Raw genomic sequence first — 14,669 nt, 5'->3', positions numbered from 1 at the left:
GGCCATACAGATGGCCGATCAACGCGGCGAGGGCCCGCCGAGCAAATGGGCCGCTTCGCTAAGCACCGTACCGGAAGCGGTTGGCGAGTTCTTCGACGATCGATGCCTGCAGGCTGTCGCGAGAATCGTTGAGCGGATCGCGATCCGCAGTCGATCCCATCCAGCGCTTGACCTCGACGAACGCGGCCGGGCAATACGATCCAGGGATCCATCTGGTTTCAGTAGAAAACAGCAATTTGCCTATTTGATACTGAAACTCTAAGGTGTGTTTCAGGCGGCGCATCCAGCGCGAGTCCGCTCGCACGCCAGGCAACGCAAGCGGGCGGCGCCTGTGGCGCCGCCCGACTGTCGAACATGAGACCGGGCAGTTTCCATTGCCCGATCCAGCGTCAGGATCAAGCCTGCCCCTGAGTGTCCCGATTCAGGACTGCTGGATACCCATGATGCGATTGCCCATGCCGATGCCCCACTGAGTCATCTGCATGCCTTGCGCCAGGCGTTCCTGCTGCCAGCTCGCCAGTGCGCCATCGAGGTCCTGTGCGCCTGCCACGGCCCTGGCGAGAGACACTGCGTCGGCAGCCGCCTTGGCCGTACTGCCGGCAGTATGGGGGCGGGGAATGAACGCGGCGTCGCCGGTCAGCAGAATACGCCCGAAACGCATCCGGGGAACCTGCAGGTCCAGGATCTGCTGGACAAAGATATCGTCGGTGTTCTCGATCAACGCCTGGAACGCTGGGTTGGCGTGCGCCGCCCCCATCTGGCGAATCCAGCCGTCCTGCCCGACAGCAAGCGAGCCGGGCGGAACGGAATGGCTGCGCCGCTTGCCGTCGCGGTCTGTCAGCACGCGGTCAAGCTCGGCGCCGGGCGCTGCCTTCAGGTACCAGAGCCAGTTGAAGCGGCGTTGACCCGGGGTCGTCGAGCCATCGGCGCCAGGGACCATGTACTGGAGCATCAGGGACTCCGGTTCCTGCTGGAACACGAAGTTCTCATAGAGCAGCGGCCTGGCGGCATCGGGCAATTGATGCTCTTCGAGCAGCCCGCGCCAGACCACGTAGCCTGCATAGGTCGGCGAGACATCGGGGAGCATCAGCTTTCGTACCGTGGAGTTCCCCCCATCGGCACCGATCAGCAAGTCGCCGTGTACCCGTCTGCCATCGGAGAACGTGGCACTGACGCCGTGATCTTCCTGTTCCACCCCGATCAGCCGCGCATCCCGATGATAGCGCTCCATCGGAAAGCTCTTGAGCAGAGCGGAATAGAGCGTATTCCAGGATGTCTGGGTCTGCGGCACATGTTCCCGGTGGCGTACGTCTCCGCTGCGGTCGAGATACAGCCTGTCGTGCGAGCGCACGCCAAGGGCGCCGCCCGGTTCGATCCCGGCAAAAGAGAAGGCGCGGATGACCTCCGGCTGCAGAACAATGCCACCACCACGGCTGGTGAGGTTGGAAGGCGAACGCTCGAACACCTCCACCTCCCACCCGACCGCGCGCAGCGCGGTGGCCGCAAACAGTCCGCCCAGCGAACCCCCGACGACCAGTGCCTTGCCCGGGCCTGCAGAGGCAGGCCGGGCGCCTGCGACGGGGGCCATCGATCGGGCATCGAGGGCTTGACTCGCTTCCATGTCGTGCTCCTGTAGACGAATAGATGGAGCAATCGTAGAAGGCCCCGTGCGATAGCTGAATGGGGCGGCCATGCAACACCGCGTTGCGGAGAAGGCAACGGGAATGCGCAGGCGAGCCGACCCGTGATCCCTCCCCCTCACACCACTTTGCGTCAGGCGCAACGCAGGGTTGCGGGGGCATGCCATTCAGTTTCTGCGCGGTTCAACCTAACCTTTCTGCATCGCAAACGCATTGCGTTGAACCTGGAGAACCAACATGGACAAGCAAGCGACCCTCCACTACGTCTATGACCCATATTGCGGGTGGTGCTACGGCCTGGCACCGCTGGTATCGGTCGCCGACGAGATGGAAGGCCTGAAGGTGGTAGCGCACAGCGGCGGCATGCTGGCCGGCGCGCAGGCGCAGATGATGTCCGCCGAGTGGCGCGACTTCGTCCGTCCGCATGAGGAGCGCATTACCGCGCTCAGTGGCCAGACGTTCAGCGAGGCGTACCAGGAAGGTACGCAGTTCGACTATGACGTGAAGCTTGATTCCGGGCCGCCAACGGCGGCGATGCTCGCAGCGGAGTCATTGGCCGGCGCGGGCCTGGACATGCTCAAACGGCTTCAGACAGCGTACTACGTCGAAGGCCGGCACATCTCCGAGCGCGAGGAACTGGTCAGCATTGCCGTCGAGCTCGGGATGGATGCGGAGGCATTTTCGAAGGCCTATGACCAGGCCGTGCTCAATCTCGGGGAACACCTCCGGAATACGCAGGGGGTTCTCGAGGCATTAGGCGGCCGGGGCTACCCGACGTTGGCCATTGAACAGGATGGCAAGCTGTCCCGGCTACCCCTGGGGCGATACTTCGGGAAGCCCGAGCTCTTCCGCCAGGCACTCGCGGACCTGCTGGCACCAGCGCAGGCCGCGCAGTGAGGTTGCAGACGTCGGCAGTGGCGGATGCGGGTGGTTCATCGCCCGCATCCGCCGCCAGCGGGTCAGCCCTGGCGCCGTGTCGGCCCCGGCAGCGTGGCCAGGAATTCCAGGAACGCCGCGATCCGCCGTGAGCCGCGCTGGTTCGGCAGGTACAGCGCAGAGATCGCGGAGCTTGCCTGATCAGGATTAACCGACCACGCATCAAACAACGCAGTCAGCCGGCCACTGTCGATATCGTCATCGACAAGCCAGTCGGGCAACAGGCCAACGCCACCGCCCGCCAGCGCGATATCACGCAATACCTCAGCGTTGTTGCTGCGGAAACGACCGCCGACCGGAACCGTTGTCTCGTTGTCGCCCTGGCGAAAGGTCCATATCTGGTCCCGCGCGCCATAGCTGAATCGCAGGCAATGATGATTGACCAGTTCAACCGGATCGTCAGGGATACCCTGGCTGTCCAGATACGCCGGACTGGCGACTACACGACGGCGGAAGCGGCCGATCTCCCGCGCCACGACGTTGTCATAGGATGCGGGGCTGCCCAGCCGGACGGAGAGGTCGATGCGCTCGCCGATCAGGTCGACGATGTCGTCGGTCAGCGTGACTTCGACCTCGAGTTGGGGATACTTCGCGAGCCAGTTGCCGAGATAGGGGGCAATGCAGCGGCGCCCGAAAGCCACGGGCAATGACACCCGTAGTTGCCCGACCGGCACCTCGCCCCGATCCGCGATCAACGCGTCGGCCTCTTCCACTGCATCCAGGATCTTGCGGGCCTGCTGATAGTAGGTTGCCCCGGCTTCCGTGACGGTGATGAGCCGTGTCGAGCGATTCAGCAGGACCGCCCCAAGCGAAGTCTCGAGGCCGTCGAGCGCGCGCGTGACTGACGATGTGGCCAGGTCCAGGCGTCTCGCCGCGGCAGAGAAACCCTTCGCATCCACGGTCTCCACGAACATCTTCAGTGCAAGCAGCTTGTCCATCTTTGCCGTAACCCTTGGTTCCCCGGATCGTGCTCATGACCGCGCGAATGCGGCGCTCAGGAACGTGTCCCCTGCTTCCGGTTGGAGGTCCGTGTCGGACGACACATTATGCCCGCGAACCCGCTTGCGGTGTCCTGAAATGGGCGTCATGCGGGCGCGTGAAAGGCGGGCAGAACCGTGGCGGCGAGTTCGTCGAGCACGTCCGGCACCGGCCGCTGCGAATCCGTGATATTGAAGGCCACGTGATGGACGCCGGCGGCGCGCATCTCTTCGAGGATCGCCACCAGAGGCTGCGCCCCAGTCCTGTATCCGAGGTTCAGCGCCGTGGGCGGTTCCGATGCGCGCTCACTCAGCTCCAGGCGCACAGCCACGCCAAACGCGCGGAAGCTGCCCGGCGCCGCACGATCGCAAGCTGCGCGCCACATGCTGTGCCGGTCGTGCTGGGTTGCCGGATCCCGGTGATAAGTCATCCATCCGATGGCGTGTCGCGCAATCCAGTCGACGCTCTGCCCGGCCGAGCCAACGGCCAGCAACGGCACCGCGGTCCGCTGGCGCGGCAGCATGTAGAACTCGGTCCCGTCGTCGGGCTGCCGATCCGCGATGACACGCGACGGAACGCCTACGGCTGCACTCACGACTTCCCAATGGTTGCGGAACAGGTCTCGGCGCGCGTTGCCGTCCTGCCCGAACGCGGCATATTCCGGAGGCCTGTCGCCCGAGCCCATGCCCAGCACGAAGCGTCCTCCGGAAAGCTCATGCGTGGAAATGGCCGCCTTGGCGATATGCAAGGGATGGCGCAGGGTGAGGACCACCGCCCCACTCACCAGTGCGGCGTGCCGTGTGCGCACGGCAAGTCCGCCCAGCAACACCCACGGGTCGAGATGGCCGACAGGGTCGGGATAGCCGGCACTGTTGAGCGGGACGTCACGTACCCACAGGGCCCGGAAGCCGGCCGCGTCCGCGCGCTGGGCCAGGTCGAGCTGCGCGGCATAGTCCACCACCGTCTGGCCGGCACCGAGCAGCGGCAATACCAGACCGATGGAAAGTTCATGCTCGCGAAAAAGCGCGGGAGCCGCGCTGGCCTGTGGCCGTGGAGTGCTGAAGTTCGACATGGTCCATTCGACACGATTGTGTTCCGGCAGATGATGCCATTCCTCGTTCCGTGCTGCTTTGTGCAGCCAGGAGCGATGCATGCCGCCCTTGTATCCGCTGCGTCACTTTCCATGGGCCCGGCGCCAGAAGCTGGATCAGGGTAAATACCACCCTTCACCACCCTTGGCCTGCCGAAGCTTCCGCCCTATTATTTATCAACCGATCACTGATCGATCGATAATTTAAGGAGGCAGCGATGGCACTGACCAAGCTTGCACATTTTTCCATACGCACCACCGACCTGGAGCGGTCCTGCGCGTTCTACGAACGCATCATGGGCATGCGGCGCGGTTACCGGCCACCGTTCGACTTTCCCGGCGCCTGGCTCTATATGGGCGACGACGAGCGTGACTACGGAACGGTGCACATCATCGGCGTCGATCCCGGCAACCCTGCGGGCCTGTCCGCCTACCTGGGCGACAAGTCCCCGCCCGCGTCCGGCACCGGGACGCTCGACCACATCGCTTTCCTGGCCACCGGCGTCCGGCAGATGTGGGAAACCCTGCGCGCCGAGGGCATCCCCTGGCGCGACCGCACCGTCCCGAGCCTGGGCCTCCACCAGGTATTCATCGAGGACCCCTCGGGCGTCACGATCGAACTCAACTACCCCGCCACCGAAGTTGCAGGCCTGGAACTGCCGAACGGGGCGCAAGCAAGCACCGGAGTGATGGCATGAAAACCGTACTGCATCAGCAACCGAAGGCGATCATCGTGGGCGGCTCGCTCGGCGGGCTATTTGCCGCCAGCATGCTCAGGCGCAATGGCTGGGACGTCGAGATCTTCGAGCGCACGCCCGAAGCATTGACCGGTCGCGGTGCCGGCATCGTCACGCACCCGGAACTGTTCGACGCGATGGCCGCCGCCGGCGTAGTGGTCGACGACAGCATTGGCGTGCACGTCAATACGCGGATTACGCTTTCGCGCGACGGCTCGGCAGTATCCGATCGCGAGATGCCGCAAACACTGACGGGCTGGGGAAAGATGTATGACGTGCTGGGCAAGGCGTTCACCGGCACCTATCGCACCGGCGCCACAGTGACTGCAGTCGATTCGCATGCCGACCACGCGGTCGTCACGCTCCAGGACGGCTCGACGCACCGCGCCGATCTGGTCATCGCCGCCGACGGCTTCCGGTCGGGCGTGCGCGAACGGTTGCTGCCTTCGGTCGGCCTGGAGTACGCCGGCTATATCGCCTGGCGCGGCCTGGTTGATGAATCGCAGGTGTCATCCGCCACGCACGCGGCGATCTTCGACAAATTCGCCTTCTGCCTGCCCCCTCGCGAGCAGATCCTCGGCTATCCGGTGGCGGGAGATGGCAATCGCACCGAGCCCGGCCACCGCCGCTACAACTTCGTCTGGTATCGCGCCACGCGCGAGGACGACGAACTCCCCGATCTGCTGACCGACGCCACCGGCAAGTATTGGGCCAACGGCATCCCGCCCGCCCTGATCCGTCCCGACGTGCTTGCCAACATGGAAGCCGCCGCAACGGAACTGCTTGCGCCGCAGTTCGCCGAGATCGTCGCAAAAACCGCCCAACCGCTGTTCCAGCCGATTTTCGACCTGACCGTGCCGCGCATGGCCTTCGGCCGGATCGCGCTGCTCGGCGATGCCGCCTTTGTCGCGCGCCCGCATTGCGGCATGGGCGTGACGAAAGCCGCCGGAGATGCCATCGCGCTTGCCCGGGCGCTTGCCGGACATCAGTCTGTCGAAACAGCGCTCGAAGCGTACAGCACCGAACGCGTTCAGGTAGGCCAGGCAATCGTCGAGCACGCACGTCATCTTGGCGCCTATATGCAGGCGCAGCTGAAAGGCGAGCAGGATCGCGAGATGGCCGAACGCTACCGCACGCCCGAGGCGGTCATGCGCGAGACCGCAGTGTCTCGCCGGTTCTGACCCACCCCCGGGAAACAACCACACGGAGACAACATCATGCCCCAAGCCGCCCCCTGCCCAGCGAACCTCGGCCTTGCCGAGATCGACGCACCAGTGGTTCCACACCCGATGCTCAGCCAGCCAGGCTTCGAGCGCCTGCAACGCATGCGCCGCCGCTTCTCGTGGTGGCTCACCGCCGCCATGCTGCTGGTCTACTTCGGCTTTATTCTCACCCTGGCCTTCCGCCCGGATCTGCTTGCCCTGCCCCTGACACCGGGGCAGCCAATGAGCATCGGCATACCCATCGGGTTCGGCATGTTCGCCTTCACCTTCGCGCTGGTGGCCATCTATGTGCATCGCAGCAACACCGTCTACGACAAGATGATCGCGGAGATCCGCAAGGGAGAGCAGTCATGAAGCGCGTACTGACCGGGGTTGCCCCCCTTGTGGCCGCCACCCCCGCCCTGGCTGCCACGCCGCTGGTCGGCCAGGGCCTGAACCTGATCGCCATCGCCATGTTCGTGGTGTTCGTCGCCGCCACGCTCGTCGTGACACGCTGGGCAGCCAAGCGCAACCACAGCGTGGCCGACCACTATGCCGCCGGCGGCAAGATCACGGCCCTGCAGAATGGGTGGGCGATAGCCGGCGATTACATGTCCGCAGCGTCGCTGCTCGGCATTTCGGCACTGGTCTTCACCAGTGGCTACGACGGCCTGATCTACTCGATCGGCTTCCTGGCCAGCTGGCCGATCATCCTGTTCCTGATCGCCGAGCCGCTGCGCAACCTGGGTCGCTATACCCTGGCCGACGTGCTGTCATACCGCCTCAGGCAACGTCCCATCCGGGGCTTTTCGGCATCGAGCTCGATCGTGATCGTGCTGCTGTACCTGGTCTCGCAGATGGTCGGCGCCGGCAAGCTGGTGGAGCTCCTGTTCGGCTTCAACTACACATCTGCCGTGGTCCTGGTCGGCGTGCTGATGGTCGTGTACGTGTTCTTTGGCGGCATGCTGGCTACCACGTGGATCCAGATCATCAAGGCGGTCATGCTGCTGGCCGGTTGTGCGTTCATGGCCTTCATGGTCATGAGCCACTTCGGCTTCAGCCTGAACAGCCTGTTCGAGCACGCCATCGCCGCGCACGGCAAGCACGACGCGATCATGCGCCCCGGCGGCCTGGTTTCCGATCCGGTGTCGGCCGTTTCGCTGGGCCTGGCGCTGATCTTCGGCACCGCTGGCCTGCCGCACATCCTGATGCGCTTCTTTACCGTCAGTAATGTCAAGGCCGCACGCAAGAGCGTGCTCTATGCCACCGGCATCGTCGGCGCAGGCTACGCCATGATCATCGTGATCGGATTCGGCACGATCGCACTGGTGGCGCAGGATCCGCTCTACCACAACGGCGCCGGCGCCGTGATCGGCGGGGTCAACATGGTTGCCGTGCACCTCGCACATGCGGTTGGCGGCAACGTGTTCCTCGGCTTTATCTGTGCCGTGGCATTCTCGACCATCCTCGCCGTCGTCGCCGGGCTGACCCTGGCGGGCTCTTCCGCCATCTCGCACGACCTGTATGCGACGGTGATTCGCCAGGGCAAGGCTTCCGACAAGGACGAGATGCGGGTCTCGCGCATTACTACGCTGGTGCTGGGCGTGCTGTCGATCCTGCTCGGCGTCCTGTTCGAGAAGCAGACCATCGCCTTCATCGTCAGCCTGACCTTCTCGATCGCGGCCAGCTCCAACTTCCCCGTGCTGCTGCTCTCGATCTACTGGCGCGGGCTGACCACGCGCGGCGCGGTGCTTGGCGGCACGATGGGGCTCGTTACGGCCGTCGTGCTCACGATCCTGAGCCCCACGGTCTGGGTGCAGGTGCTGGGACACTCCTCGGCGATCTATCCGTACGAGTATCCGGCCCTGTTTTCGATGCTGGTGGCCTTTGCCGGGATTTATGTGTTCTCGGTGACGGACCGTTCGGCACGGGGTGCGTGGGAGCGCGCGGCGTATCAGAACCAGCGCGTGGCTTGCGAACTGGGGATCGGCAACAAGACCGCCAGCTAGGCTTGCAGGCGCCTTCGGGGACGGGCGACGCAGACGCTCTGCAGGCGCCCGTCTTCTCATTTATCGGGCGATTGGTAGAATCCGGACATTATCCGCATCGCAACTGCGAGAGAGAACGTCATGGAGTCAGGCACTGCACCGGCACAAGAGGACGCCGCCGTCAAGGGCACCAGACGGCTGCTGCCCGAAGAACGCGAGCAACAGATCGTCGACAAGGCGATCGAACACTTCACCCGGAATGGTTTTGGCGGCAGTACCCGGGAGCTGGCCCGGCAGATCGGTGTCACGCAACCCCTGCTCTATCGCTATTTCGAGAGCAAGGAAGCACTCATCGAGCGCGTGTACAACGAGGTCTTCCAATGGCGCCCTGACTGGGACCGGCAGATCACTGACCGCTCCATGCCTCTGACGGAGCGGCTCTATGCCTTTTACCTCGACTACTCGTCGGTGATCCTCCGCGAAGAATGGATCCGGCTGTTTATCTTTGCCGGCCTGACCCACGAGGGCATCAACAACAAGTATCTCAGCAAGCTGCGCAGCAAGGTCTTCCTGCCGGTGATGGCCGAGGTCAGGGACGCATTCGGCATCGAAGCGCCGCGCAATGCGGCAGAGACCGAGGCCGAGATCGAGATGATCTGGAGCCTGCACGCGGCCATCTTCTATATCGGCATGCGCAAATGGGTCTATGGGCTCAAGGTGCCGACCGACATGGAAGCCGCTATCCGCCAGAAGGTCGACATGTTCCTGCATGGCGCACCGGCGGCGATACGCGCCATGCGCGCAAGCGCCCGGTAAGCCACCGGCCCGCGCGATCCGGTCAGCCTGGCTCGCTCGATTCGCCATCGTACGCTCGGCTCATGCAATTTGACCAATACGAACCAACGGCATAGCGCGAGCATTGCCCGGCTGAGCGGCACGGCAGGCGAGGCGGAAGTCGTAGCGCAGGAACTTCGCCTACCCGCCACGGGGTGCCCTATATGGCACCTGGTAGCCAGAAAGTTGGCAGCGGATCCCCAACGCGCCGAGACAGCGCTTCCGATGCTGGTCGGCGCAGTGTCGACGGCTTCACAAACGTGCCTGCAACTAGTGCTTACCCCAGAGCACTCTACCGAATCCGGAGGTATCATCACCCTTGTGCAAACGTTTGCAATGTAAAGGCAACCGCCTTATGAGTGAGTCCACATACAGAGCGCATCCGGTTACCCAATGCAAAGGCGCACCAACGAGGATTCAGGAGACCCACCAATGGCCAAGGACCGGCTTATTCGCATCGTTCACGGCAGTTTCGGACGCGCCACGCTTCATCTGATCGAAGGGGCGCTTGTCGCACATGCTCATGCCGAGTTTCATCTGATTTTCAAGCTGGGCGGCTCGGACGCTCTCTTCAAGGTGGACGACAGTACGGTCACGGTGTCTGACGACCGCGCACTGCTGATCAATCCATGGTCGACACACGCCAAACTGGATCAAGGCCCGGAACGGTCCCTGCTGCTGGCGCTGCTGCTCGACCCCGGCTGGCTTGGAACCACCCTGGATATTGAGAACGCGGCAACCGGCCTGCAATTCCAGGAGCTCACCGCCGGAGTGGATGGCGAGATCGCGACGGCACTCACGGCGCTCAGCGGCTGCCTCGCGCACGGTGAAACCAATGCGACCACAAGCTGCGAGGAGGCCGTGGCCCAACTGGTAAGAGCGACCGCGGCACGATATGCCAAGCTTCGTTCCATGACCGAAGTCCTGGCCACCTCAAAGCCGCTTGACTATCGAATCAAACGCGCGGCGGAGTTCATTCGGAACCATGCATGGGACAACCCGAACGTAGAAACCGTAGCGAATGCAGTGGGCATGTCGCGAAGCCGTCTGTTCGATCAGTTCAAGGCTTGCATGGGGACCTCGCCCCAGCAGTACCTCGACTGGGTTCGTGTGAGTATTGCTACTCGACTGCTGACAGAGCGTCACACCAGCATCGGCGAAGTTTCTCACCAGTTGGGCTTCAGCGCGCAGAGTCACTTCACGCGCTTCTTCGTTCAGCATCTGGGGATCAGCCCATCGGAATTCCGTCGTACTGGCATAGTCGCTGGCGTGCAATCCGAGCAGTAGTGCGCGCCAGCCATCTGCAACAGGCTGTCAGGATCGCAGCGAATCCGAGATCTTCTGCCTGATTCGGGGTTCGAACACTGATTTCGGCAGCATCCCGTGCACGGTCTTGGCCGGAATGGAAGAGTAATTGCTGGCCGTCTGGTTCGAATATTGGGTAATACGGAAGTTCGCGGCGATGCTGGCAAGCGAGTAGACATCCTGCGTGTCCATGCCGGAGGCTTCGCTCAACCAGCTGATCATGTGCCGCAAACACGCCGTCAGGGCATCGTCCAGGTTCTTGCCGAATCCCAGCGCAATCCAATGGGAAGGCGTCTCTGCCATTGGCAGGGCGAGGGCATTCCGCTTGTGCAGGAAGTATTGGATCTGCATGTCCTCCATCGCGGTTTCAATCGCAGTCTGATTGACTACGCCATCGCCTTGCGCCGCATGAGAGTCTCCGGTCCAGACCATCCCGCCCGGGCGCTGCACCGGCAGAAACAACGAGGTGCCCTCGACGAGTTCCCGCAACACCAGGTTGCCGCCATACGGTCCGCTGAGGATACCGCTGACGGGCTCGTCTGAAGCGGGCTGGACTGCCATGACGCCCTGAAACGGGGCGAGCCTGATGCGAATGCCCGGCGCGAATTCGGTGTACTTGCGCGACTCGTCAAACTGGAAGTAGCGCAGGTAAGGTTTGTCAAAGTCGTTCGGCAGCGCGCCGACTCCCTTGGGCGCCGAGTTCCAGCCCCAACCAATCGGGCGCAGCCGGACCATGTGACATTCGATCACGTCTCCAGGCATGGCATCCTTGACCTCGACCGGACCAATGTTCGAGTAGGGCCCTTGCGGAAACCGCTTGCGCACGGGTTCCCGCTCCGCATAGCTCATGCCGTATGTGGCCCCGTTGGCCCAGTTCACCCAGGTATTCGGATATGCGACCAGGTCACCCGATTCGATGGTTGCGACTGGCGCGACCTTCGGATCGAGTATGCCGACCCTCACGGTGTCTGATGTCGAAACGATGCGATGAATCCGCCCGGGCTTGCGTACGGGAAGGGGGGAACCCGCCGCATTGTCCCCTGCCCCTTTTTCCACTGACGACGCGGTGGCTGGCACTTTGGCCAATGCCCTTGCCGATCCCGCACCGATTCCGGCGAGGGCGGCTGCCTTCAGTATTTGCCTTCTGTCGATCAACATCTTTTATGCTCCTCCTAATGGATACCCGAACCTTCGGCTCTTTTTTCTTAACAACCGGCTTTCCGCCTCATTGCAGTTGCGCAACGTACTGGGCAACCGCCTCGATCTCGCCATCGCTCATCAACGGCACAATCAGGCTCATCAACTTCCCCGGCCCGCCTCGCAAGCCTGTCCTCCATGCGCGCAGTTGCTTCGCCACGTACTCGGACTGCTGGCCACCGATCCTCGGGAAATCGGGAGCAATACCCTCACCCGCAGGCCGATGGCAGGAGACACATGCCGGCAATCCATGGGCTGGATTCCCCTTCCAATAGATCGCGCGACCAGGCTCGACCAGGTCTGCTGAGACGGGTTGACTCCGTGCCGGCGGCCGATGACTGAAATAGCGGGCGAGATTCTGCATTTCATTGTCCTTGAAGGGTTCCATCACCGCGCGCATCACTTCGTTGTCACGTAACGGCTTCTCACCAGGGGTCCCTTTGAATTGCCGCATCTGCTTATGCAGGTAGTCCGCATTCTGTCCCGCAAGGCTGGGATACGCCCCCTGCTTGCTTTGACCGCCGACGCCATGGCACGCCGCACATACCTGCTCGGCAACACGCTGCGCATCCGACAGGTCCGGTGCGCCGGATTCAGGTTCACCCCGGGCCGGCGAGGCGAGCACAAGCAAGGCGCCGATCAAGGCAGCGTGGATTCGGCGTGTCGGACGGCGTCTCACGATGATGTCCCCTCGGTGGATTGACTGGCTCAATTCAGATAGGCGCCCGTTTTGGCGACAATTCCCCTGGCGCGCTCGGTCTCGCTGGACAAGCGACTGGACAAGGCGCCGGAGCCAGACTGGCTGAAGGCGATATCCACACTCAGTTCAGCCATGTGCTTGCGAACTTCAGGATCATTCATGATGGTCCTGGTGGCTTCGCGCAACCGTTCTACGACCGGCCCCGGAGTCCCCTTGGGCGCGAACAATCCATACCAGACCGTGATGTCGTAACCCGGGATGGCTTCGGCAATCGTTGGCACATCGGGCAAGGACTTGAGACGGCCCGTGGTCCCGACTGCGAGCAGCCGCAACTTGCCTGACTTCACATGAGGCATGTACTCCAGCAGCGGGCCGGTCGCCAGATCGATGTGGCCTGCAATCATGTCATTGATGGTTGGGCCGCTACCCTTGTACGGGATATTGGTGATGTCAACGGCAGCCATCGTCTTGATCATCTCGAGCGGGTAGCTCGTGGGTCCTCCGTAGTTCACCTTGCCCGGATTTGCCTTGGCAAACGCAATCAGCTCGGGAACAGACTTGTATGGCGTGCGTGGATTGGTCACCAGTACCAGCGGAGATTCCCCAAGCGGGGCCACCGGTGTCAGATCGCGCGTGACGCTATATGGAAGCTTCCTGTAGAAGGCAGCGTTGACTGCATGAATGCTGTTGAGAATTCCAATCGTCTGCCCGTCTGGTGTGGCTCGCACAATCGCCTCGGCACCGATGTTTCCAGTTGCGCCGGGCCTGTTCTCGACCACGACGGGTTGGCCGAGCATATTCGACATGCGCTGCGCCAGCGTTCTGGCCAGCACGTCATTGATGCCGGCGGGAGGGAACGGAACGATGAAGGTAATGGGCTTTGAAGGCTTCCAGTTTGCCGATGCAGGTTCGGCTGCCGAGGCCGCGCGCCCACTGCCGGGCAAGACGCCGAGCATCGCGGCTGCCAGACCTGCCAGTAAGGCCAGCCTGGCTGATGCTACCCGCGGCGCCGGGATATTAAGACTCAACATATGATCATGTCTCCTTGATTGCTTGATGCCAGTACGCACCGGTTACGTCTTGCTCCACACTTTACCGATCTGACGGAAAGGCGTTTTCCTAACCGGCTAGCCGTTTACCAGGAAGTCCATCATTTTTGCCCGGGAGGTTATCCCGGACATTTACCGAATCCTCCGCAAAATGTGCCGGGTGCGATCGCATCCAACCGCTCCTGGTGCAGGATTGAGCTCCGTCCATCAAGAAAGGGGAAGATAAATGGATACGAAAGACCTTGTGTTGGTTGGCCATGGACCCATACATGTCATCGCCCTGCATGGCTGGTTTGGTCATGCGCGAAACTGGGGGCACTTTACCAGTGAGATCGACACGAACACCTTCACCTATGCCTTCCTGGACTATCGGGGTTATGGATCCCGCCGCGATCAGGAAGGCACATTCAGCATTGGCGAAATCGCCAGGGACACGCTGACCCTTGCCGATCAGCTTGGATGGCAGCGCTTCGCCTTGCTCGGCCATTCGATGGGTGGGAAGGCGATGCAGGCAGTCTCCCTCCTGGCCCCCGAGCGCATTACGGCAATGGTGGGTATCACGCCTGTACCACCGACACCGGTCGAGTTCGATGCAACCACGCGCGCGCTGTTCGAGAGCGCCGCAGCCGACATCGAAGCCAGGATCGGGATTATCGACACCACCACGGGTAACCGGCATGGGCGGGCCTGGCTCGCGCGAATGGCGCTGGATTCCTTCGAGCACTCCGAGGCCACGGCATTTTCCGCCTACTTTCGGGCATGGGCAGACACGGACTTGTCAAGGCGCATTGCGGGCATCGACATTCCCACACTCTTGCTGGTCGGAGAGCATGACCCCTCGCTGACGGAGGCGGTAATGGAGGAGACCTATGGCAGGCTGTTCCTGAACGCGGATATCCAGGTCATTGATAACGCGGGCCACTACCCCATGAATGAAGCGCCGGTGGATCTGGCTACGCGAGTCGAGAGCTTTCTTGCCTGTTCGGCTGGCAGGAACTAAGCGCCAGAAGCGC

The 14,669-nt window shown here is 62.7% G+C and carries 15 protein-coding genes; 8 read left to right on the top strand and 7 right to left on the bottom strand.

Features of this window, described 5'->3' with window-relative positions; genetic code table 11:
* Positions 1-58: 58 nt before the first annotated feature.
* Entirely contained in the window at positions 59-283 is a 225-nt protein-coding gene (locus DN412_RS22030; protein WP_115213519.1) for a hypothetical protein, read from the bottom strand.
* A gap of 138 nt (positions 284-421) precedes the next feature.
* On the bottom strand, positions 422-1,621 hold the full coding sequence (locus DN412_RS22025; RefSeq protein WP_115213518.1) for an FAD binding domain-containing protein: 1,200 nt from the start codon (positions 1,619-1,621) through the stop codon (positions 422-424).
* Between the two features lie 256 nt (positions 1,622-1,877).
* Here DN412_RS22025 and DN412_RS22020 point away from each other — a divergent pair, with 256 nt between their 5' ends.
* Positions 1,878-2,537 (top strand): DsbA family protein, encoded by a 660-nt coding sequence (locus DN412_RS22020; RefSeq protein WP_115213517.1) that lies wholly within the window; start codon positions 1,878-1,880, stop codon positions 2,535-2,537.
* 62 nt (positions 2,538-2,599) lie between these two features.
* Here the strand turns inward: DN412_RS22020 and DN412_RS22015 are convergent, their stop codons facing one another.
* Together DN412_RS22015 and DN412_RS22010 are read right to left on the bottom strand one after the other, a co-directional pair.
* The gene (locus DN412_RS22015) at positions 2,600-3,514 is read right to left on the bottom strand and encodes a LysR family transcriptional regulator (protein WP_115213516.1); all 915 of its coding nucleotides are present in this window, start codon (positions 3,512-3,514) and stop codon (positions 2,600-2,602) included.
* Between the two features lie 146 nt (positions 3,515-3,660).
* Positions 3,661-4,626, bottom strand: a complete 966-nt coding sequence (locus tag DN412_RS22010; RefSeq protein WP_115213548.1) for a TIGR03571 family LLM class oxidoreductase — start codon at positions 4,624-4,626, stop codon at positions 3,661-3,663.
* Positions 4,627-4,862: 236 nt separating this feature from the next.
* On the opposite strand from DN412_RS22010, the gene DN412_RS22005 reads away from it, so the two are divergent.
* The 6 genes from DN412_RS22005 (at position 4,863) to DN412_RS21980 (ending at position 10,692) form a co-directional block, all read left to right on the top strand.
* On the top strand, positions 4,863-5,342 hold the full coding sequence (locus DN412_RS22005; RefSeq protein ID WP_115213515.1) for a VOC family protein: 480 nt from the start codon (positions 4,863-4,865) through the stop codon (positions 5,340-5,342).
* On the top strand, positions 5,339-6,562 hold the full coding sequence (locus DN412_RS22000; protein WP_115213514.1) for an FAD binding domain-containing protein: 1,224 nt from the start codon (positions 5,339-5,341) through the stop codon (positions 6,560-6,562). The genes DN412_RS22005 and DN412_RS22000 overlap by 4 nt, the downstream gene beginning before the upstream one ends.
* A 36-nt stretch (positions 6,563-6,598) precedes the next feature.
* A complete protein-coding gene (locus DN412_RS21995) occupies positions 6,599-6,958 on the top strand; it encodes a DUF485 domain-containing protein (protein WP_115213513.1) in 360 nt (119 codons plus the stop codon).
* Positions 6,955-8,592 (top strand): cation acetate symporter, encoded by a 1,638-nt coding sequence (locus DN412_RS21990; protein ID WP_115213512.1) that lies wholly within the window; start codon positions 6,955-6,957, stop codon positions 8,590-8,592. Before DN412_RS21995 ends, DN412_RS21990 begins: the two co-directional genes overlap by 4 nt.
* Positions 8,593-8,712: 120 nt before the next feature.
* Positions 8,713-9,387: a TetR/AcrR family transcriptional regulator gene (locus DN412_RS21985; protein WP_078200256.1), complete on the top strand. Its 675-nt coding sequence runs from the start codon at positions 8,713-8,715 to the stop codon at positions 9,385-9,387.
* 450 nt (positions 9,388-9,837) lie between these two features.
* Positions 9,838-10,692, top strand: a complete 855-nt coding sequence (locus DN412_RS21980) for a helix-turn-helix transcriptional regulator (RefSeq protein WP_115213511.1) — start codon at positions 9,838-9,840, stop codon at positions 10,690-10,692.
* 27 nt (positions 10,693-10,719) lie between these two features.
* Here the strand turns inward: DN412_RS21980 and DN412_RS21975 are convergent, their stop codons facing one another.
* The 3 genes from DN412_RS21975 to DN412_RS21965 all read right to left on the bottom strand — a co-directional run bounded on the left by DN412_RS21975 (position 10,720) and on the right by DN412_RS21965 (position 13,638).
* Positions 10,720-11,868, bottom strand: a complete 1,149-nt coding sequence (locus DN412_RS21975; protein ID WP_115213510.1) for an acetamidase/formamidase family protein — start codon at positions 11,866-11,868, stop codon at positions 10,720-10,722.
* Between the two features lie 67 nt (positions 11,869-11,935).
* Positions 11,936-12,586, bottom strand: coding sequence for a c-type cytochrome (locus DN412_RS21970; RefSeq protein ID WP_244222737.1), 651 nt, complete (start codon positions 12,584-12,586; stop codon positions 11,936-11,938).
* Positions 12,587-12,615: 29 nt separating this feature from the next.
* Positions 12,616-13,638 (bottom strand): Bug family tripartite tricarboxylate transporter substrate binding protein, encoded by a 1,023-nt coding sequence (locus DN412_RS21965; RefSeq protein ID WP_115213509.1) that lies wholly within the window; start codon positions 13,636-13,638, stop codon positions 12,616-12,618.
* A gap of 244 nt (positions 13,639-13,882) precedes the next feature.
* Here DN412_RS21965 and DN412_RS21960 point away from each other — a divergent pair, with 244 nt between their 5' ends.
* Positions 13,883-14,656, top strand: coding sequence for an alpha/beta fold hydrolase (locus tag DN412_RS21960; RefSeq protein ID WP_115213508.1), 774 nt, complete (start codon positions 13,883-13,885; stop codon positions 14,654-14,656).
* Positions 14,657-14,669 lie beyond the last annotated feature (13 nt).

This window comes from Cupriavidus lacunae (assembly GCF_003353055.1).
Classification (GTDB): domain Bacteria; phylum Pseudomonadota; class Gammaproteobacteria; order Burkholderiales; family Burkholderiaceae; genus Cupriavidus; species Cupriavidus lacunae.
The sequence above is the reverse complement of the archived record's forward strand: the minus strand, read 5'-3'. Positions and strand labels throughout refer to the sequence as shown.

Bases quoted from the DNA above. Each gene is read 5' to 3' on its own strand.
- DN412_RS22030 (WP_115213519.1), bottom strand. From the start codon at position 283: ATGCGCCGCCTGAAACACACCTTAGAGTTTCAGTATCAAATAGGCAAA.
- DN412_RS22025 (WP_115213518.1), bottom strand. From the start codon at position 1,621: ATGGAAGCGAGTCAAGCCCTCGATGCCCGATCGATGGCCCCCGTCGCA.
- DN412_RS22020 (WP_115213517.1), top strand. From the start codon at position 1,878: ATGGACAAGCAAGCGACCCTCCACTACGTCTATGACCCATATTGCGGG.
- DN412_RS22015 (WP_115213516.1), bottom strand. From the start codon at position 3,514: ATGGACAAGCTGCTTGCACTGAAGATGTTCGTGGAGACCGTGGATGCG.
- DN412_RS22010 (WP_115213548.1), bottom strand. From the start codon at position 4,626: ATGTCGAACTTCAGCACTCCACGGCCACAGGCCAGCGCGGCTCCCGCG.
- DN412_RS22005 (WP_115213515.1), top strand. From the start codon at position 4,863: ATGGCACTGACCAAGCTTGCACATTTTTCCATACGCACCACCGACCTG.
- DN412_RS22000 (WP_115213514.1), top strand. From the start codon at position 5,339: ATGAAAACCGTACTGCATCAGCAACCGAAGGCGATCATCGTGGGCGGC.
- DN412_RS21995 (WP_115213513.1), top strand. From the start codon at position 6,599: ATGCCCCAAGCCGCCCCCTGCCCAGCGAACCTCGGCCTTGCCGAGATC.
- DN412_RS21990 (WP_115213512.1), top strand. From the start codon at position 6,955: ATGAAGCGCGTACTGACCGGGGTTGCCCCCCTTGTGGCCGCCACCCCC.
- DN412_RS21985 (WP_078200256.1), top strand. From the start codon at position 8,713: ATGGAGTCAGGCACTGCACCGGCACAAGAGGACGCCGCCGTCAAGGGC.
- DN412_RS21980 (WP_115213511.1), top strand. From the start codon at position 9,838: ATGGCCAAGGACCGGCTTATTCGCATCGTTCACGGCAGTTTCGGACGC.
- DN412_RS21975 (WP_115213510.1), bottom strand. From the start codon at position 11,868: ATGTTGATCGACAGAAGGCAAATACTGAAGGCAGCCGCCCTCGCCGGA.
- DN412_RS21965 (WP_115213509.1), bottom strand. From the start codon at position 13,638: ATGTTGAGTCTTAATATCCCGGCGCCGCGGGTAGCATCAGCCAGGCTG.
- DN412_RS21960 (WP_115213508.1), top strand. From the start codon at position 13,883: ATGGATACGAAAGACCTTGTGTTGGTTGGCCATGGACCCATACATGTC.